Annotated in this window: 14 protein-coding genes; 12 read left to right on the top strand and 2 right to left on the bottom strand. The window is 73.0% G+C overall.

The window, feature by feature from the left end; all coding sequences use genetic code 11:
* The first annotated feature begins 51 nt into the window (after positions 1-51).
* The 12 genes from EDD39_RS00570 (at position 52) to cimA (ending at position 17,857) form a co-directional block, all read left to right on the top strand.
* On the top strand, positions 52-3,060 hold the full coding sequence (locus tag EDD39_RS00570) for a putative bifunctional diguanylate cyclase/phosphodiesterase (protein ID WP_123552736.1): 3,009 nt from the start codon (positions 52-54) through the stop codon (positions 3,058-3,060).
* A 275-nt stretch (positions 3,061-3,335) separates the two neighbouring features.
* Positions 3,336-5,186: an acetolactate synthase large subunit gene (locus EDD39_RS00565; RefSeq protein WP_123552734.1), complete on the top strand. Its 1,851-nt coding sequence runs from the start codon at positions 3,336-3,338 to the stop codon at positions 5,184-5,186.
* A 31-nt stretch (positions 5,187-5,217) separates the two neighbouring features.
* Positions 5,218-5,742, top strand: coding sequence for an acetolactate synthase small subunit (gene ilvN / locus EDD39_RS00560; protein WP_030460834.1), 525 nt, complete (start codon positions 5,218-5,220; stop codon positions 5,740-5,742).
* Between the two features lie 110 nt (positions 5,743-5,852).
* The gene (ilvC, locus tag EDD39_RS00555; RefSeq protein WP_030460833.1) at positions 5,853-6,851 is read left to right on the top strand and encodes a ketol-acid reductoisomerase; all 999 of its coding nucleotides are present in this window, start codon (positions 5,853-5,855) and stop codon (positions 6,849-6,851) included.
* 214 nt (positions 6,852-7,065) lie between these two features.
* Positions 7,066-8,646 carry a phosphoglycerate dehydrogenase gene (gene serA, locus EDD39_RS00550; protein ID WP_123552732.1) on the top strand — a complete coding sequence of 527 codons (1,581 nt, stop codon included), beginning with the start codon at positions 7,066-7,068 and terminating at the stop codon, positions 8,644-8,646.
* Positions 8,647-8,925: 279 nt separating this feature from the next.
* Positions 8,926-9,096, top strand: coding sequence for a hypothetical protein (locus EDD39_RS39190; protein ID WP_162869909.1), 171 nt, complete (start codon positions 8,926-8,928; stop codon positions 9,094-9,096).
* A 95-nt stretch (positions 9,097-9,191) separates the two neighbouring features.
* On the top strand, positions 9,192-12,287 hold the full coding sequence (locus EDD39_RS39185) for a S8 family peptidase (protein WP_162869908.1): 3,096 nt from the start codon (positions 9,192-9,194) through the stop codon (positions 12,285-12,287).
* A gap of 4 nt (positions 12,288-12,291) precedes the next feature.
* A complete protein-coding gene (locus EDD39_RS00535; RefSeq protein WP_123552730.1) occupies positions 12,292-12,861 on the top strand; it encodes a Uma2 family endonuclease in 570 nt (189 codons plus the stop codon).
* A gap of 62 nt (positions 12,862-12,923) precedes the next feature.
* On the top strand, positions 12,924-13,961 hold the full coding sequence (locus EDD39_RS00530; RefSeq protein WP_123552728.1) for a 3-isopropylmalate dehydrogenase: 1,038 nt from the start codon (positions 12,924-12,926) through the stop codon (positions 13,959-13,961).
* Positions 13,962-14,134: 173 nt separating this feature from the next.
* Positions 14,135-15,247 (top strand): branched-chain amino acid aminotransferase, encoded by a 1,113-nt coding sequence (locus EDD39_RS00525; RefSeq protein ID WP_123552726.1) that lies wholly within the window; start codon positions 14,135-14,137, stop codon positions 15,245-15,247.
* A 100-nt stretch (positions 15,248-15,347) separates the two neighbouring features.
* Positions 15,348-15,914 carry a Uma2 family endonuclease gene (locus tag EDD39_RS00520; protein ID WP_123552724.1) on the top strand — a complete coding sequence of 189 codons (567 nt, stop codon included), beginning with the start codon at positions 15,348-15,350 and terminating at the stop codon, positions 15,912-15,914.
* 338 nt (positions 15,915-16,252) lie between these two features.
* Positions 16,253-17,857, top strand: a complete 1,605-nt coding sequence (cimA, locus tag EDD39_RS00515) for a citramalate synthase (protein WP_123552722.1) — start codon at positions 16,253-16,255, stop codon at positions 17,855-17,857.
* Between the two features lie 90 nt (positions 17,858-17,947).
* Here the strand turns inward: cimA and EDD39_RS00510 are convergent, their stop codons facing one another.
* The gene (locus tag EDD39_RS00510) at positions 17,948-18,535 is read right to left on the bottom strand and encodes a GTP-binding protein (RefSeq protein ID WP_014138206.1); all 588 of its coding nucleotides are present in this window, start codon (positions 18,533-18,535) and stop codon (positions 17,948-17,950) included.
* Entirely contained in the window at positions 18,516-19,151 is a 636-nt protein-coding gene (locus EDD39_RS00505; protein ID WP_123552720.1) for a DUF742 domain-containing protein, read from the bottom strand. Before EDD39_RS00505 ends, EDD39_RS00510 begins: the two co-directional genes overlap by 20 nt.
* Positions 19,152-19,278 lie beyond the last annotated feature (127 nt).

The following is a 19,278-nucleotide window of genomic DNA, read 5'->3' as shown; positions in this document are numbered from 1 at the left end:
GTCCGAAGCGGGAACACCGGTACGGCCACGGGCCGGAGGGGGAGATGTCGATTGAACTCCACCGAGTCGGTGCTGCCTGCCCGTACCCCGCTCAGCCGGCTGACGGCCGCGCTGCTCGCGGTGCTCTGCGCCGGGTACGCCGCCGGCGCCGCCGTCGGCTGGGGGTCGAGCGAACTCGCACTGGTGATGGGGGACTTCGGTCTCGCCGGGGCGGCCCTCGTGGCCGCCCTGTCCTGTCTGGCGCACGGCGTCGCGGTGGGCGGCCACACCCGGCCGGCCTGGCTGCTGTTCGGGCTCTCCTCGGCGATGGTGGCCTTCGGCAACGGCGCCTGGGGCTGGTACGAGGTGGTGCTCCGGCAGCCGCTGCCGCCGGACTCGATGGCCGACTACGCCTTCCTGCTGTTCGCCCCGCTGGCCATCATCGGCCTGCTGGTGCTGGCCCAGCGCCCGCGCACCCCGGCCGGCTGGCTCTGCCTGCTGCTGGACGGCTGGCTGGTGGCCGGTTCGCTGTTCACGCTCAGCTGGAGCCTGGCGCTCGGCCGGGTCGCGGCCGGCGACGGCGACGACCCGCTGAAGCTCGCCCTCGGCCTCGGCTACCCGGTGCTGGACATCCTGCTGGTCAGCCTGGTGGTCGGGCTGCGCTTCCGGGGCCGGGACGGCAACCGGGCCGCCGTGCACACCGCGATGATCGGCCTGGCGCTGACCGTGGTCTGCGACGCGCTGTTCACCACCCCGCAGTTCCACAGCGACTACCACTCCGGCGAACTGCTGGACGCGGGCTGGTTCGCCGGCTCGCTGCTGCTCGCCTGGGCCCCCTGGCAGCACGGCCGCCACCCGTCCCGCGAGCACCCGTCCGCGCAGGGCTCGCCGCGCCGCCGGGTGGCCTCCACGTTCAGCGCGCTCACCCCGTACGCGGCCGCCGCGGTCTGCACCGCCGGCATCCTCTACAACGCGCTCGGCGGCCGCCCGCTGGACCGGGTGATGCTGGCCGCCGCCAGCACCGTCGGCCTGGCGCTGATCGTCCGGCAGGGCGTGATGCTGCTGGACAACCTCTCGCTGGCGCAGGAACTCGCCACCAAGGAGGCGCACTTCCGCTCCCTGGTGCAGGGCTCCAGCGACGTCATCATGATCGCCGGGCCGTCCGGGGCGCTGTCCTACGTCAGCCCCGCCGCGCTGCGGGTCTACGGCCGGGACCCGGAGGACCTGGTCGGCGGCAACCTGCTCAACCTGGTCCACCCCGAGGACGTCGACCGGGTGCTGGCCGAGGTCCGCCGGATCCTGGCCCGCACCAGGGGCGCCCGGTTCAGCATCGGCGAGCCCTCGGCCCGGGTCGAGTGCCGGATCCGCTCCGGCGAGGGGGAGTGGCTGCACGTGGAGTCCACCGTCAACCCGTACCGGGACGGCCTGATCCTCAACAGCCGGGACATCACCGAACGCGTCCGGCTGCAGGCCCAGTTGCAGCACAACGCGTTCCACGACCCGCTCACCGACCTGCCCAACCGGGCGCTGTTCGCCCAGCGGGTCCGGGCCGCGCTCTCCGCGCAGGGGCCGGTCGGCACCGCCGTCGCGGTGCTCTTCCTCGACCTGGACGGCTTCAAGGCCGTCAACGACACCGCCGGGCACCAGGTCGGCGACGAACTGCTGGTGCAGGCCGCCCGCCGGCTGCAGGCCGCCGTCCGCAGCGAGGACACCGTGGCCCGGTTCGGCGGCGACGAGTTCGCGGTGCTGGTGCGCGGCCGGCTCGGCCACCCGCAGGTCCGCGACCTGGCCGAACGGATCCGCGGCGCGCTCTCCGAGCCGTACTGGATCGGCGGGGCCGAACTCGGCGTCGCCGCCTCGATCGGCATCGCGTTCGGCCCCGACGCCCCGCTGCCGGTGCCCGAACCCGCGCCCGCCGCCCCCGGCGGGCCGGGGAGCGCCGGGAACGGCCCCCGCAAGGACCGCGACGGCGCCGCCGGGCCCGCGGCCTCCGCCGCCTCCGCCGCCGACGAACTGCTGCGCAACGCCGACCTGGCGATGTACCAGGCCAAGTCCCGCGGCAAGGGCCGGGTGGTGCTCTACACCCCGGCGATGCGGGCCGAACTCGACCGCCGCAGCGAACTGGAGGAGCGGCTGCGGGCCGCCGTCCGGGAGGGCTCCTTCACGCTGCTGCACCAGCCCGTGGTCGAGCTCGCGGGCGGCCGGCTCACCGGCGTCGAGGCGCAGGCCCGCTGGCGCTCGGCCGGCGGCCTGCTGCTCACCCCCGCCGAGTTCCTGCGCACCGCCGACTCCGGCGACGCCGCCACCCGGTTCGCCCGCTGGCTGCTCACCGAGGCCGTCGCCGCGGCCGCCCGCCGCCGCGCCGACGGCCCGGCCGCCCCGCCCGTCCCGGTCACCGTCCGACTCGCCGCCGAACGGCTCTGCGCCCCCGGCATGTACGAGACGCTGGCCGCCGCGCTGCGCGACACCGGGCTGCCGCCCGAACTGCTGGTGCTCGAGGTGGCCCGGACCGGGCCGGACGCGCTGGCCGACGAACTCGGCCGCCGGCTGGCCGCGCTGCGCCGCCTCGGGGTGTCCACCGCGCTCGCCGGGTTCGGCGCCGGCGGCGGCTCGCTGGGCGCGCTGGCCCGGCTGCCGTTCGACGCCCTCAAGCTCGACCGCAGCCTGGTCCAGGACGTCGCCGAGTCCACCCTGACCCGGGCACTGGCCGGCCACGCGCTGCGGCTGGCCCGCGACCTCGGCCTGGCCACCGGCGCCGACGGGGTCGACCACCCCCGGCAGGTCGCCGTCCTGCAGGAGCTCGGCTGCCGCCGCGGCCAGGGCCTGGCCTTCGACCGGCCGCTGGACGAACTGCGGCTGCGCCGGGCGCTGCTGCGCCGCGGCTACCCGGTGCCGCGGCAGCCGCAGGGCGGCCCGGGCCGCCGTCCGCTGCTCACCCCCGACCCGCGAACGGGTGGTCTGGCCGAGGCCGCCGGGGCCCGCCCCGGAGCCCCGCACCCCGGTCTCGACCTGCCGCAACGGCACGCGGTGGGCGGTCCGAGCGGTGGCCCGCATGGTGAGACGGCGGTCCCACCAGCTTGACACCCGCCACTGCGTGGGAGGAAGGTCGGTGCCATGACCACCCGAATTCTCGTACTTGGCGGGCGCGTCGGCTGAATCGCAGCCTGACGCGCCTCCCCCTCGCATGCCCTGGGCACGAGGGGTTTTTTGTTGCACGAATGCTGGTCGGCCACTGCACCACCACTGGCCTCAACCACCTGAAATCCGGACGATTGAGGCAGAGCCGGAGACCGGCCCGAACCCCTCCGCCGCCCGGGCCGGCGCCCCCCGAGCAGAACCCGAGAAGAGACAGGCAGATGACTGAGCACGCCGCAACCCCCCGCCGCGGGGACCACCCGGCCGCCCACGCTCCGGGTCCCCAGACCACCGAGACCATGACCGGCGCGCAGTCGCTCATCCGCTCGCTCGAAGCCGTGGGCGCCGACACCGTGTTCGGCATCCCCGGTGGGGCGATCCTCCCCGCGTACGACCCGCTGATGGACTCCACCAAGGTCCGGCACATCCTGGTCCGCCACGAGCAGGGCGCCGGCCACGCCGCGACCGGCTACGCGCAGGCCACCGGCCGGGTCGGCGTCTGCATGGCCACCTCCGGCCCGGGCGCGACCAACCTGGTCACCCCGATCGCCGACGCGTACATGGACTCGGTGCCGATCGTCGCCATCACCGGCCAGGTCGCCTCCAAGGCGATCGGCACGGACGCCTTCCAGGAGGCGGACATCTGCGGCATCACCATGCCGATCACCAAGCACAACTACCTGGTGACCGACCCGGCCGAGATCCCCCGCGTCATCGCCGAGGCGTTCCACATCGCCGCCACCGGCCGCCCCGGCCCGGTCCTGGTCGACATCGCCAAGGACGCCCTGCAGGCGCAGACCGTCTTCCGCTGGCCGGTCGAGACCGCGCTGCCCGGCTACCGCCCGGTCACCAAGCCGCACGCCAAGCAGATCCGCGAGGCCGCCAAGCTGCTGGTGAACGCCAAGCGCCCGGTGCTGTACGTCGGCGGCGGCGTGCTCAAGGCCAACGCGGGCGCCGAACTGCGCATCCTGGCCGAGCTGACCGGCGCGCCCGTGGTCACCACCCTGATGGCGATCGGCGTCTTCCCGGACAGCCACCCGCAGCACCTGGGCATGCCCGGCATGCACGGCTCGGTCCCCGCGGTCACCGCGCTGCAGAAGACCGACCTGCTGTTCACCCTGGGCGCCCGCTTCGACGACCGGGTCACCGGCAAGCTCGACTCCTTCGCCCCGCACGCCAAGGTCGTGCACGCCGACATCGACCCGGCCGAGATCGGCAAGAACCGCCCGGCGGACGTCCCGATCGTCGGCGACGCCCGCGAGGTGCTGGCCGACCTGATCGTCGCCGTCCAGGCCGAGTTCGACGCCGGCCACCGCGGCGACTACACCGAGTGGTGGACCCGGCTGAACGAGTGGAAGAAGACCTACCCGGTCGGCTACGAGCCCGCCCCCGACGGCCGGTTGTCGCCCCAGCAGGTGATCGAGCGGATCGGCCGGCTGGTCGGCCCGGACGCGATCTACGCCGCGGGCGTCGGCCAGCACCAGATGTGGGCCAGCCAGTTCATCCAGTTCGAGAAGCCGGCCACCTGGCTGAACTCCGGCGGCGCCGGGACGATGGGCTACGCCGTCCCCGCCGCGATGGGCGCCAAGGCCGGCAGGCCGGACGTCCCGGTCTGGGCGATCGACGGCGACGGCTGCTTCCAGATGACCAACCAGGAACTGACCACCTGCACCCTGAACAACCTGCCGATCAAGGTCGCGGTCATCAACAACGGCTCGCTGGGCATGGTCCGCCAGTGGCAGACGCTGTTCTACAACCAGCGCTACTCCAACACCGTGCTGCACTCCGGCCCCGGCCACGACGGCATCGAGCCGCCCGCCCAGGGCACCCGGATCCCGGACTTCGTGCTGCTCTCCGAGGCGATGGGCGCGGTCGGCCTGCGCTGCGAGCGCCCCGAGGACCTGGACGCGGTGATCAAGCAGGCGATGGAGATCAACGACCGCCCGGTGGTCATCGACTTCATCGTCCACCAGGACGCGATGGTCTGGCCGATGGTCGCGGCCGGCACCAGCAACGACGAGATCCAGTTCGCCCGGGGCGTGCGCCCCGACTTCGGCGACGACCTGGACTGACGGACCCACGGACCCGAAAGCGATGACCACCATGTCCAAGCACACCCTGTCCGTCCTGGTCGAGAACAAGCCCGGCGTGCTCGCCCGGATCGCCGCGCTGTTCTCCCGCCGCGGCTTCAACATCGACTCGCTCGCGGTCGGCCCGACCGAGCACCCCGACATCTCCCGGATGACCATCGTGGTGAACGTCGAGGAGCTGCCGCTGGAGCAGGTCACCAAGCAGCTCAACAAGCTGGTCAACGTGATCAAGATCGTCGAGCTGGACCAGTCCCAGGCGGTCCAGCGCGAGCTGGTCCTGGTCAAGGTCCGGGCCGACGCGGAGACCCGCTCGCAGGTCACCGAGATCGTCCAGCTGTTCCGCGCCAAGACCGTCGACGTGTCGCCCGACGCGGTGACCATCGAGGCCACCGGCTCCTCGGACAAGCTGGAGGCCATGCTGCGGATGCTGGAGCCTTACGGCATCAAGGAGTTGGTGCAGTCCGGCCTGGTCGCCATCGGCCGGGGCGCCCGCTCCATCACCGACCGCTCGCTGCGCGCGCTGGAGCGCTCCGCCTGACGCGCGCCGCCGCGAGCCGTCCCACAACCTGAGCACTGCCATCGAAGTCCGCCGGGTGGGCCTACCGTAGGAACCCCCGGCACCACCATCACGCAAGGAGATGTGCCCCCGTGGCCGAGCTGTTCTACGAAGACGACGCCGACCTGTCCATCATCCAGGGCCGCAAGGTCGCGGTCATCGGCTACGGCAGCCAGGGCCACGCCCACGCGCTGTCGCTGCGCGACTCGGGCGTGGACGTCCGGGTCGGCCTGCTGGAGGGCTCCAAGTCCCGCGCCGCGGCCGCCGAGGCCGGCCTGCGCGTGGTGACCCCGTCCGAGGCCGCGGCCGAGGCCGACGTCATCATGATCCTGGTGCCGGACCCGATCCAGGCCGACGTCTACAAGGACGCGATCGAGCCGAACCTGAAGGCGGGCGACGCCCTGTTCTTCGGCCACGGCCTGAACATCCGGTTCGGCTTCATCCAGCCGCCGGCCGACGTCGACGTCTGCATGGTCGCCCCGAAGGGCCCGGGCCACCTGGTCCGCCGCCAGTACCAGGAGGGCCGCGGCGTCCCGTGCATCGTGGCCGTCGAGCAGGACGCCACCGGCAAGGCCTTCGACCTGGCGCTGTCGTACGCCAAGGGCATCGGCGGCACCAAGGCCGGCGTCATCAAGACCACCTTCACCGAGGAGACCGAGACCGACCTGTTCGGCGAGCAGGCCGTCCTCTGCGGCGGCACCGCCGCCCTGGTGAAGGCCGGCTTCGAGACCCTGGTCGAGGCGGGCTACCAGCCCGAGATCGCCTACTTCGAGTGCCTGCACGAGCTGAAGCTCATCGTCGACCTGATGTACGAGGGCGGCCTGGAGAAGATGCGCTGGTCGGTCTCCGAGACCGCCGAGTGGGGCGACTACGTGACCGGCCCCCGCATCATCACCGCCGACACCAAGGCCGAGATGAAGAAGGTCCTCACCGAGATCCAGGACGGCACCTTCGCCAACACCTGGATCGCCGAGTACAAGGCCGGTCTGCCGAAGTACAACGAGTACAAGAACGCGGACAGCGAGCACCTGCTGGAGACCACCGGCAAGAAGCTCCGCAAGCTGATGAGCTGGGTGGACCAGGAGGCCTGATCTCCGCCCGTTCCGGTTGTACAACAAGGCTGTTCCCGTCCGGGTGATTTCGCCGGACGGGAGCAGTCCCGGTAGGACCCCGCCGATAGACTCCGAACCACGCGTCAGGCCCACAGCGTCGTGCGTCTAGCTACGCGACATGCCACCTTCCCCCCGCCCTGTGCGCGCCACCTCCGTGCGGCGGGGTGAACCGGACAGTTAAGGACACACTGTCGTGAGCAAATCTGTCGTACTGATCGCCGAAGAGCTGTCGCCCGCCACCGTCGACGCGCTGGGCCCCGACTTCGAGATCCGGCACTGCAACGGCGCCGACCGCACCGAGCTGCTGACCGCGATCGCCGACGTGGACGCCATCCTGATCCGCTCCGCCACCAAGGTGGACGCCGAGGCGCTGGCCGCCGCCAAGAAGCTCAAGGTCGTCGCCCGGGCCGGCGTCGGCCTGGACAACGTGGACGTGGCCGCCTCCACCAAGGCCGGCGTGATGGTCGTCAACGCGCCGACCTCGAACATCGTCACCGCCGCCGAGCTGGCCTGCGGCCTGCTGATCTCGGTCGCCCGCAACATCGCCCCCGCCAACGCCGCGCTCAAGGGCGGCGAGTGGAAGCGCAACAAGTACACCGGCGTCGAGCTGAGCGAGAAGGTGCTCGGCGTGGTCGGCCTCGGCCGGATCGGCGTGCTGGTCGCGCAGCGGATGTCCGCGTTCGGCATGAAGATCGTCGCCTACGACCCCTACATCCAGGCCGCCCGCGCGGCCCAGATGGGCGTCAAGCTGCTCTCCCTGGAGGAGCTGCTGGAGGTCGCGGACTTCATCACCGTCCACCTCCCGAAGACCCCGGAGACCATCGGCCTGATCGGCGACGAGGCGCTGCACAAGGTCAAGCCGAGCGTGCGGATCGTCAACGCCGCCCGCGGCGGCATCGTCGACGAGGAGGCGCTCGTCCGGGCGCTCCAGGAGGGCCGGGTCGCCGGCGCCGGCCTGGACGTCTACTCCAAGGAGCCGTGCACCGACTCCCCGCTGTTCGCCTTCGACAACGTGGTCGCCACCCCGCACCTGGGCGCCTCCACCGACGAGGCGCAGGAGAAGGCCGGCATCGCGGTCGCCAGGTCGGTGCGCCTCGCGCTGGCCGGCGAGCTGGTGCCGGACGCGGTCAACGTCCAGGGCGGCGTGATCGCCGAGGACGTCCGCCCGGGCCTGCCGCTGGCCGAGAAGCTCGGCCGGATCTTCACCGCGCTGGCCGGCGAGGTCGCCGTCCGGCTCGACGTCGAGGTCCGCGGCGAGATCACCCAGCACGACGTCAAGGTGCTCGAACTCTCCGCGCTGAAGGGCGTGTTCGAGGACGTGGTGGCCGAGACGGTGTCGTACGTCAACGCCCCGCTGTTCGCCCAGGAGCGCGGCGTCGAGGTCCGGCTGACCACCTCCAGCGAGTCGCCCGAGCACCGCAACGTGATCACCGTCCGCGGCACCCTGGCCGACGGCGGCGAGGTGTCGATCTCCGGCACGCTCTCCGGCCCGAAGCAGATCCAGAAGATCGTCGGCGTGGACGGCTTCGACGTCGACGTGGCGCTCACCGACCACATGGCGTTCTTCCACTACCAGGACCGCCCCGGCGTGGTCGGCACCCTCGGCCGGATCCTCGGCGACGCGGGCATCAACATCGCCGGCATGCAGGTCGCCCGGGACGGCGACAGCGCGCTCGCCTCGATCACCGTGGACAGCGAGGTCTCCCAGGAGGTGCTGGCCGAGATCGCCGCCGCGATCGGCGCCAAGTTCTCCCGCTCGGTCAACCTCGGCTGACCCACCGGCGACTCCGAACGGCCCTTCCGACCTTGAGGCGGAAGGGCCGTTCGCGTACCCGGGAGTGAACCCCGTCTCAGATACTAGGAAATCCAAGTAAATCTGCTGACCTCGCGGCCTCCCCGTCGTACCGTGGAGTAGTCCTACGGTGCGCCACCCCCACAACTACGGGGAGCGTGGCCCGTACGGGCCCGTACGCGGTGCGGCAGGCGATCCCTGCTCGGCGTACCCCCTCACCCCTCCCGCGCGCCGCTGCGCCCCCGCACCAAGGAGCCCGGTATGCCGTTCGTCGCAGACCGCACCACCGCCCCCACCGCCACCCCCTCCGCCGCTGCCGCCCGCGCCGCGGCCCCGCGCCGCCGCCGCGCCCTCCCGGCCGACCCGCGCACCGCCGCCGCCCTGCAGCGCGCCCTCGACCGGCGCGACAACGGCGCCCCGGCCGCCGACTGACCGCCGACCCCCCTGCTGCGCCGGACGGGTGACGGAGCGTCACCCGGGGGGTGAACCTCCTCGCCCGGCCGGTCGACGGCTCCTACCTTGGGGCCGTGCGCACCCCCCTCGGCCTCCTCGCCGCCCTCGCCCTGCTCGCCCCGGCCGCCCCGGCGGCCGCCGCCCGGCCGCCCCAGGGCCCGAGCACCACCGTGTTCGTCGAACTCACCACCGAGCCCGCCGCCACCGCCTGGCAGCGGGCCCGGGACGACGCCCGCCGCCGACTGCGCACCCCCGACCAGACCCGGCGCGCCGCCGCCACCGCGGGCAGCACCCAACGGGCCGCCGCCGACCGCTCGTTGGACGCGCTCACCGCCGCCCTGCGGCGCGCCGCCCCCGACGCCCGCCCGCTCTACCGCACCCGCACCCTGGCCAGCGGCCTCGCGCTGCGGCTGCCCGCCGCCGAAGTGCCCCGGCTGGCCGCCCTGCCCGGCGTCCGCTCGGTGCGCCCCGTCACGCCCAAGCGGCGCGCCAACGGCTACTCGGTGCCGCTCACCGGCGCCCCGCAGGTCTGGGACGGCCCCGAGGGCCACACCGGCGAGGGCGTCCGGATCGGCATCGTCGACTCCGGCATCGACTACACCCACGCCGACTTCGGCGGCCCCGGCACCGTCGAGGCGTACCGCGCCGTCGACGGCGCCAAGCCCGCCCCCGCCGCCCTGTTCCCGAACGCCAAGGTGATCGGCGGCAAGGACCTGGTCGGCGACGACTACGACCCCGACCCGGCCGCCGACCACTACCAGCCCGACCCGCACCCCGACGACAACCCGCTCGACTGCGCCGCCAACGGCCACGGCACCCACGTGGCCGGCACCGCCGCCGGGTACGGCGTCACCGCCGACGGCAAGCCCTACCGCGGCCCCTACCGGCCCGGCCTGGACCCGGCCGGCTTCGAGGTCGCCCCCGGCGCGGCCCCCGGCGCCCAGCTCTACGCGATCAAGGTGTTCGGCTGCGAGGGCTCCACCGACCAGCTCGCCGCCGCCCTCGACCTGGCCGCCGACCCGAACGGCGACGGCGACCTCTCCGACCGCCTCGACGTGGTCAACCTCTCGCTCGGCAGCCCCTACGGCCGCCCCGGCGACGCCGACGCGCTCGCCGCCGACCGGCTCGCCGCGCTCGGCACCGTGGTGGTCGCCGCCTCCGGCAACGAGGGCGACGTGTACGGCGTCGGCGGCAGCCCCGGCACCGCCGCCCGGGTCCTCACCGCCGCCGCCTCGGTCGACCCGCACGGCGACGCCGACGGCATCACCGTGCTCGCCCCCGCGAACCTGGCCGGCGAAGTCCCCGCGCACTGGAGCAGCAAGTACACCCGCTGGGACAGCGCCGAGGTCAGCGGCCAACTCGCCGTCCCCGCAGACCAGTCGGACGGCTGCCGGCCCTTCACCCCCGCCGACGCCGACCGGCTGCGCGGCAAGGTCGCCGTGCTGCGCTGGACCACCAAGGACCCGGACCGGGCCTGCGGCTCCGCCCCGCGCGCCGACCACGCCGCCGACGCCGGAGCGGTCGGCGCGCTCTACGCCGCCGACGGCGACAACCTCGGCGAGATCGCCGGGGACGACCGGATCCCGGCCGCGATCCTGGCCCGCGCCGACGGCGAGCGGCTGCTGTCCGCCCTCGGCGGCGGCCCGGTCACCGTCCGGCTCGCCACCCCCGGCAACCCGCTGCACGGCGCCGTCCCGCAGGACCAGCCGCAGCGCACCGACACCCTGACCTCCTTCACCTCCCGCGGCATCGGCGTCGACGGCATCGTCAAACCCGACCTGGCCGCCCCCGGCGAGACCATCTGGTCCGCCAAGGCCGGCACCGGCACCGGCGGCATGCGCGAGGACGGCACCTCGATGGCCACCCCGCACCTGTCCGGCCTGGCCGCCCTGGTCCGCTCCGCGCACCCCGACTACGACGCCGCCGAGGTCAAGGCCGCGCTGATGGACACCGCCACCGACACCTACCTGCACGACGGCCGCACCGGCCCGGTGTACGGGCCCGAACGCACCGGCAGCGGCCGGGTCCGGGCCGACGCCGCCGTCCGCACCCCCGTCCTCGCCTACGGCACCCGGACCGAGGGCGCGGTCGGCGTCTCCTTCGGCGTGGTCGAGGCCACCGGCGCGGCCACCGCCACCCGCGAGGTGACCGTCCGCAACCTCGGCGACCGCCCGCTGAGCTACGCCACCGGCTACGCGCCCGCCACCACGCTGCCCGGCGCCGCCTTCGGGATCTCCCCCGCCCGGGTCGACCTGCCGCCGCACGGCAGCGCCACCGTCACCGTCACCCTCCGGCTCGGCCACGACCTCGGCCGCGCCCCCGACCCCACCCTCGACCTGCTCCAGGCCGGCCGCGCCCGCAGCTACCGCGGCGAGCTCTCCGGCCGGCTCACCCTCACCCCCGACGACGGCACCCTCCCGCCGCTGCGCGTCCCGCTGTTCGCCGCCCCGCGCGCCGCCACCGACGCCACCGCGCTCGGCACCGCCGCCACCTTCGCCGTCTCCGGGAACCCCCGCCCCGGCCTGCTCACCGCCCTCCAGCCGGGCGGCGAAGGACCGCGCTGGCCCGACTGCCCCGCCGCCGACACCGACCTCTGCGTCGACGACCCCGCCGAACGCGCCGCCAACCTCCACTACGCGGCCGCCGCCGTCGACGGCCACGGCACGCTCTACCTCGCCGCCGTCCTGTGGGCCCCCGCCGCCACCCCCGCCGGCGCCCTCGGCGTGCGCGCCTCGCTCGACACCGACGGCGACGGCACCCCCGACGCCACCGTGGTCGCCGACCGCCTCAAGGGCAGCGACGTGCTGATCGCCCGCACCCTGGACGCCCGCACCGGCGCCGAACTCGACGTCCAGCCGCTCAACGGCCGCTGGGGCGACACCGACACCGCGCTGCTCGACTCCGACACCCTGCTGCTGCCCGTCCGCCTCGCCGCCCTCCCGCCGCTCACCCACCCCCGCTACACGGTGTGGACCGGCCCCACCGAGGACCCGGCCGACGCCCTCGACACCCTCGGCCCGCACCCCTTCGACCCGGCCCTGCCCACCCCCGTCCTCGTCCCCACCCGCCCCGGCCAGGTCCTGCGCACCCCGCTCACGAACGCGTTGGTCATCCACCACCTCAACCCGGTCGGCAGCCGGGTCCAGTCGCTCGGCCCGAACGGCGGTTGACCACATGGACGACGAAGGGCTCACGCCGTACCCGGACTGGATCCGACCGCCGGTGGGCGGTTACCGGGCGGAGGACCTGGACCGGCTCCCCGACGCCCCTCCGCACACCGAACTGATCGCCGGGAGCCTGGTCTTCACCGCCCCGCGGACCAGGTGGGAGACCCGGACCACGGGTCTGCTCCACGGCGCGCTGGAGGCCGCGCCAGCCGGCTGGGAAGTCTGGCGCTCGATGACCGTCGTCCTCGACGAACGGAACCGTCCGGAACCGGACCTGATGGTGGTCGGTGCGCGCGCGGACTGGGGCCCGAAGGACACCTCCTGCCGTGCTGGGGACGTGCTACTCGTCGTCGAGGTGGCCTCCACGGAGTCCATGGAGCGCGACCGCGAGGTCAAGCCCCGCAAGTACGCCGCCGCCGGCATCCGGTACTTCTGGCGGGTGGAGAACGTCGACGACCGCCCCGTCGTCTACACCTACGAGTTGGACCCGTCCACCAACAGCTACGTGCCCACCGGGATCTTCCACGACCGCCTCAAGGTCGAGCACCCGTTCCCGGTCGAGGTCGAGCTGGTCTGACCCGGCGTCCGGATCGTGGACGGTCCGTGCCCAGGCCGTGGGACGGGTTGTACTGTCCGAGTATGTCTCGCACCATTCGTCTCGCAGTGATCCCGGGTGACGGCATCGGCCAGGAGGTCGTGGCCGAGGGCCTCAAGGTGCTCCGCGCCGCCCTGCCCTCCGACACCAAGCTGGAGACCACCGAGTACGACCTCGGTGCACGGCTCTACCACCGCACCGGGGAGACCCTCCCGGACGCGGTCCTGGAGGAGCTCAAGGGCCAGGACGCGATCCTGCTCGGCGCCATCGGCGACCCGAGCGTGCCGTCCGGGGTGCTGGAGCGCGGGCTGCTGCTCAAGCTGCGGTTCGCCTTCGACCACCACATCAACCTGCGCCCGGGCAAGCTCTTCCCGAACGTGAAGTCGCCGCTCGCCGGAGACCCGCAGATCGACTTCGTGGTGGTCCGCGAGGGCACCGAGGGCCCGTACGTCGGCAACGGCGGCACGCTGCGCACCGGCACCCCGCAGGAGGTCGCCACCGAGGTCTCGCTGAACACCGCGTTCGGCATCGAGCGGGTCGTCCGGGACGCCTACCGCCGGGCCCAGGCCCGCCCGCGCAAGAAGCTCACCCTGGTCCACAAGAACAACGTGCTGGTGCACGCCGGCCACCTGTGGACCCGGATCTTCGAGCAGGTCGGCCGGGAGTTCCCCGAGGTCACCACCGACTACCTGCACGTCGACGCGGCGACGATCTTCTTCGTCACCCAGCCCGAGCGCTTCGACGTGATCGTCACCGACAACCTGTTCGGCGACATCCTCACCGACCTCGCCGCGGCCGTCACCGGCGGCATCGGCCTGGCCGCGTCCGGCAACATCAACCCGAGCGGCGACTTCCCGTCGATGTTCGAGCCGGTGCACGGCTCGGCCCCGGACATCGCCGGCCAGGGCAAGGCCGACCCGACCGCCACCGTGCTGTCCGTCGCCATGCTGCTGGAGCACCTCGGCTACGCCGTCGAGGCCGCCGCCGTCGAGGCCGCGGTCGCCGCGGACCTCACCGAGCGCACCGGCACCCGCTCCACCTCCGAGGTCGGCGACGCGCTCGCCGCCCGAGTATCCGGCTGACCGGCCGGACGACAACCTCCGGCCGGTGGGCCGGTTCACAGCGAGCACAGCCGCCCGGCTGTTCGGCACGGCCCTCTGGATGCGAGTATCGACAGTGGGCCGTGCCGTCATGCGTTTTCCCCCGCCCGACGGTTGAAGGCCCAGCCCAACCCCACGGTGAAGGACAGACAGCCATGAGCACGCCCACCCCGGCGCCCATCACGTTCGACCTCAAGCCCTCCGCGCACCCCCTGTCCGACGAGGAGCGCGAGGCCCGACTGGCCGACCCCGGCTTCGGCCGGGTCTTCACCGACCACATGGTGACCATCCGCTGGACCGAGGGCCGCGGCTGGCACGACGCCCAGCTCACCCCGTACGCGCCGCTCGAGGTCGACCCGGCCAACATGACGCTGCACTACGGCCAGTCGATCTTCGAGGGCCTCAAGGCGTACCGGCAGGCCGACGGCTCCATCGCCACCTTCCGCCCGGAGGCCAACGCGGCCCGCTTCCAGTCCTCGGCCCGCCGGCTGGCGATGCCCGAGCTGCCGATCGAGACCTTCGTCGAGGCCGTCGAGCTGCTGGTCCAGCAGGACCGCGACTGGGTGCCCAGCCGGCCCGAGCAGAGCCTCTACCTGCGGCCCTTCATGTTCGCCACCGAGGTCGGCCTGGGCGTGCGCCCCGCCAACTCCTACCTGTTCATGATCATCGCCTCGCCGGCCGGCGCCTACTTCTCCGGCGGCGTCAAGCCCGTCTCGGTCTGGCTCTCCGAGGACTACGTCCGCGCCGCGCCCGGCGGCACCGGCGCCGCCAAGTGCGCCGGCAACTACGCGGCCTCCCTGGTCGCCCAGGCCGAGGCCGCCGCCAAGGGCTGCGACCAGGTGGTCTGGCTCGACGCCACCGAGCACAAGTGGGTCGAGGAGATGGGCGGCATGAACCTCTACTTCGTCCTCGGCGAGGGCGAGAACGCCACCGTCGTCACCCCCGAACTCTCCGGCTCGCTGCTCCCCGGCATCACCCGCGACTCCCTGCTCGCCCTCGCCGCCGACCTCGGCCACGGCACCGAGGAGCGGAAGATCTCCACCGACGAGTGGAAGCAGGGCAACGCCGACGGCACCATCACCGAGGTCTTCGCCTGCGGCACCGCCGCCGTCATCACCCCCGTCGGCCACGTCAAGTCCGCCACCGCCGACTGGACCGTCGGCACCGGCGAGCCCGGCCCCGTCACCATGCGGCTGCGCGAGTCGCTGCTCGCCATCCAGGGCGGCCAGACCCCGGACACCCACGGCTGGATGCACACCATCGCCTGACGCCCTGCCGTCGGCCCGGGCATTTCATGGCGGAATGCCCGGGGCCGGTAGCCTCGGGAAAACTCCACTCGTTGAGCGACTCGGACAAGAAGGAGGGACCATGACCGCCGCGATGCACGACGCCACCGACGTCTGGCGCAGTCCGGAGGATGAGCTCCTCGAAGCCTTCCTGGCCCTGGACACCCCGCAGGGGTTCAAGGCCGAGCTCATCGAGGGGGAGATCGTCGTGACGCCACCGCCGGACGGAGACCACGAGACCGCGATCGGCCGGATCGTCAAGCAGGTTTTCCAGCAGTGCACGGAGGACTTCGACTTCGGGCCGGGCAAGGGCCTGGTGGTGCCGAGCGGCCGGTTCATCCCGGACGGCACGTTCGTCCTGCCCGATGCGATGGCCGGCAAAGGATCGTGGTCCACTCCCGACGGGGTGGTGATGACCGTGGAGGTCACGTCCACGAACCCCGCCAAGGACCGTGGGGCCAAACGCAGGGGCTACGCCGCAGCGGGGATCCCGCTGTACCTGCTGGTGGACCGGAAGGCCGGTCAGGTCGTGCTGCACAGCCACCCCGAAGGCGGCGACTACACCGCCACCACCTCCGTCCCGTTCGGGGACCCGCTGTTGCTGCCGAAGCCGTTCGGGTTCGAGCTGGCGACCGATCGGCTGGGCTGACCCGTTCCGGATGGCGAGACGCCCGTGCCCACGGGCGGGGCGTGTGCAAGACTCCAAGGGTGTCCTCGCTTTCGCTGATTATTAGCAGCAGGCGCGCCGGTCCGCAGTGACCGCTTCCACGGCAACACCCTGACCGCGGAGCGACCACCAGCGTCCAGACCCGCGCGCAGACCTCTCGCACCCGCGAGGGGTCTTTTGTTTTGCCTCCCGGACCGGCACCCGACCCCACAAGGGGAGGGAGACACCGGGGACGCGCGCGGGATGCTGGACAGTGGAGCCGGATCCCGATCCCGGCAGCAGCAGTAGCAGTACCTCCACCGAACGGAGAACCCAGGGCCATGACCGAGGCCAACAGCCGCCCCAGCGACGGTTTCCACGTCTTCGACACCACGCTCCGCGACGGCGCCCAGCGCGAGGGCATCAACCTCACGGTGGCCGACAAGCTGGCGATCGCGCGCCACCTGGACGAGTTCGGGGTCGGCTTCATCGAGGGCGGCTGGCCCGGCGCCAACCCCCGGGACACCGAGTTCTTCGCCCGCGCCCAGGCCGAGCTGGAGTTCAAGCACGCTCGACTGGTCGCGTTCGGCGCCACCCGCCGGGCCGGCGGGAAGGCCGCCGAGGACCCGCAGCTGGCCGCGCTGGTGGCGTCCGGCGCGCCGGTGGTGACGCTGGTGGCGAAGTCGCACGACCGGCACGTGGAGCTGGCGCTGCGCACCACGCTGGAGGAGAACCTGGAGATGGTCCGGGACAGCGTGGAGTACCTGCGCGCCCAGGACCGCCGGGTGTTCATCGACTGCGAGCACTTCTTCGACGGCTACAAGGCGAACCCGGAGTACGCCCTGGCCGTGGTGCGCACCGCGCACCAGGCGGGGGCGGACGTGGTCGTGCTGTGCGACACCAACGGCGGCATGCTGCCGTCCGGGGTGCGCGAGATCGTCGCCACCGTGCTCGCGGAGACCGGCGCCCGCCTCGGCATCCACGCCCAGGACGACACCGGCTGCGCGGTGGCCAACACGCTGGCCGCGGTGGACGCCGGGGCCACCCACGTGCAGTGCACGGCCAACGGCTACGGCGAGCGGGTCGGCAACGCCAACCTGTTCCCGGTCACGGCGGCGCTGGAGCTCAAGTACGACCGCCGGGTGCTCCCGGCCGGCTCGCTGGCCGAGATGACCCGGATCTCGCACGCCATCGCCGAGGTGGTGAACCTGACGCCGTCCACCCACCAGCCGTACGTGGGCTTCTCGGCGTTCGCGCACAAGGCGGGCCTGCACGCCTCCGCGATCAAGGTCGACCCGGACCTGTACCAGCACATCGACCCGGAGCTGGTCGGCAACACCATGCGGATGCTGGTGTCCGACATGGCGGGGCGGGCGTCGATCGAGCTGAAGGGCAAGGAGCTGGGCTACGACCTGACCGGCGACCGCGACCTGGCGGGCCGGGTGGTGGCCCGGGTGAAGGCGCAGGAGAACCTCGGCTACACCTACGAGGCGGCGGACGCCTCGTTCGAACTGCTGCTGCGCGACGAGGTGAACGGCGGCGAGCGGCAGCGGTACTTCGAGCTGGAGTCCTGGCGGACCATCAGCGAGCAGGGGCCGAACGGTTTCGCGGGCAACGAGGCGACCGTGAAGCTGTGGGCGAAGGGCGAGCGGAAGGTCGCCACCGGCGAGGGCAACGGTCCGGTGGACGCGCTGGACCGGGCGCTGCGGACGGCGCTGGAGCCGATCTACCCGGCGCTGGCGAAGCTGGAGCTGGTGGACTACAAGGTCCGGATCCTGGAGGGCCAGCACGGCACCGGTTCGAAGACCCGGGTGCTGATCGAGTCCACCGACGGCACCGCGACCTGGTCGACGGTCGGCGTCGCGGACAACGTGATCGGCGCGTCCTGGGTGGCGCTGGAGGACGCGTACACCTACGGGCTGCTGAGGGTCGGTCAGCAGCCGTAACGGCGGTCGGTGCGAGGAAGTGCCCAGGGGGCGTGCGGAAGGCTCCGCACGCCCCCTTCTGGCGTGTCCATTACCCCTTTTGACGCCCCGTCACCGGAGTCGGGCGAGGAGGGCGTGTTCGACGAGGGTGATGAGGGCGCTTTTGGCGCTGTCGCGTCGTCGGGCGTCGAGGGTGATGATGGGGATTTCGGTGTTGAGTTGGAGTGCTTCGCGGACTTCTTCGGGGGTGTGGGCCTGTTGTCCGTCGAAGCCGTTGAGGGCGACGACGAAGGGGAGGCCGCTGTTCTCGAAGTAGTCGAGGGCGGGGAAGCAGTCGGCGAGGCGGCGGGTGTCGACGAGGACGACGGCGCCGATGGCTCCGCGGACGAGGTCGTCCCACATGAACCAGAAGCGGTCCTGTCCGGGGGTGCCGAAGAGGTAGAGGATGAGGTCTTCGTCGAGGGTGATGCGGCCGAAGTCCATGGCGACGGTGGTGGTGGTCTTGCCGGAGACGTGGCTGAGGTCGTCGATGCCGGCGGAGGCCGAGGTCATGACGGCTTCGGTGCGCAGGGGGTTGATCTCGGAGACCGCGCCGACGAGCGTCGTCTTGCCCACGCCGAATCCGCCGGCGACGACGATCTTGGCGGAGGTGGTGGCGCGGCTGGGGGCGGCGGCCGCGTTAGAGCTTGCGAAGTCCACTGAGGACCCTTTCGAGCAGCGTGACGTCGGGCTGGTTGCCGGATTCGCCGCCGGCTGCGGGCTGGTGGATGGCGACGAGGCCGGCCTCGGCCAGGTCCGCCACGAGGATGCGGGCCACGCCCAGCGGGAGGCCGAGCAGCGCGGAGATCTCGGCGACCGACTTCACGTCGGTGGCGCACAGCGCGCAGATCCGCTGGTGCTCGGGGAGCAGGGTGGCCATCCGGGCCGGGTCGACCGCGGCGGAGACCAGGGCCTCCAGCGCGAGTTCGTAGCGCGGCCGGGTGCGTCCGCCGGTCATGGCGAAGGGCCGGATCAGCGGCTCGGCGTCCTCCTCCTCGTCGAAGTACTCCTCGACGTGGCCGGGCTGCTGCTCCTCGTAGCGGTGCGGCAGGCCGGGGTCGGGGAACGCCTCGTGGCCGGGGTGGGCCTGGCCGTATCCGTCCGGCTGCTGGTACCAGCGCGGGTCGGACTGCGGAGGCAGGTACGGCTGGCCGCCGTTGAACTGCGGCGCGTACTGCGGCTGCTGACCGTGGCCGACGCCGGGAGCCCCGAAAGCGTCGTGGCCGGAGCCCGCGTACGGGACGCCGTACTGGCCACTGTGGTCGGGCGGTGTCACGGTTCATCTCCTCAAAGGGTGCGGCGGTGCGTTGCTGGCCGCGTCGCCGGGGAGCGCCGTGGCCGGTGGTGCGAAGGCCGTACAACGCCCGGTCCCGAGGCCGCCGAAGCGACCTCGGGACGGGCAA

This window comes from Kitasatospora cineracea, assembly GCF_003751605.1.
GTDB classification, from domain to species: Bacteria; Actinomycetota; Actinomycetes; order Streptomycetales; family Streptomycetaceae; genus Kitasatospora; species Kitasatospora cineracea.
This window is presented reverse-complemented; position numbering and strand designations above follow the sequence as displayed.

What these genes read in the sequence shown, in the direction of transcription:
- EDD39_RS00565 (WP_123552734.1), top strand. Translation starts at nt 3,336, where the DNA reads ATGACTGAGCACGCCGCAACCCCCCGCCGCGGGGACCACCCGGCCGCC.
- ilvN (WP_030460834.1), top strand. Translation starts at nt 5,218, where the DNA reads ATGTCCAAGCACACCCTGTCCGTCCTGGTCGAGAACAAGCCCGGCGTG.
- EDD39_RS39190 (WP_162869909.1), top strand. Translation starts at nt 8,926, where the DNA reads ATGCCGTTCGTCGCAGACCGCACCACCGCCCCCACCGCCACCCCCTCC.
- EDD39_RS00535 (WP_123552730.1), top strand. Translation starts at nt 12,292, where the DNA reads ATGGACGACGAAGGGCTCACGCCGTACCCGGACTGGATCCGACCGCCG.
- EDD39_RS00530 (WP_123552728.1), top strand. Translation starts at nt 12,924, where the DNA reads ATGTCTCGCACCATTCGTCTCGCAGTGATCCCGGGTGACGGCATCGGC.
- EDD39_RS00525 (WP_123552726.1), top strand. Translation starts at nt 14,135, where the DNA reads ATGAGCACGCCCACCCCGGCGCCCATCACGTTCGACCTCAAGCCCTCC.
- EDD39_RS00520 (WP_123552724.1), top strand. Translation starts at nt 15,348, where the DNA reads ATGACCGCCGCGATGCACGACGCCACCGACGTCTGGCGCAGTCCGGAG.
- cimA (WP_123552722.1), top strand. Translation starts at nt 16,253, where the DNA reads ATGACCGAGGCCAACAGCCGCCCCAGCGACGGTTTCCACGTCTTCGAC.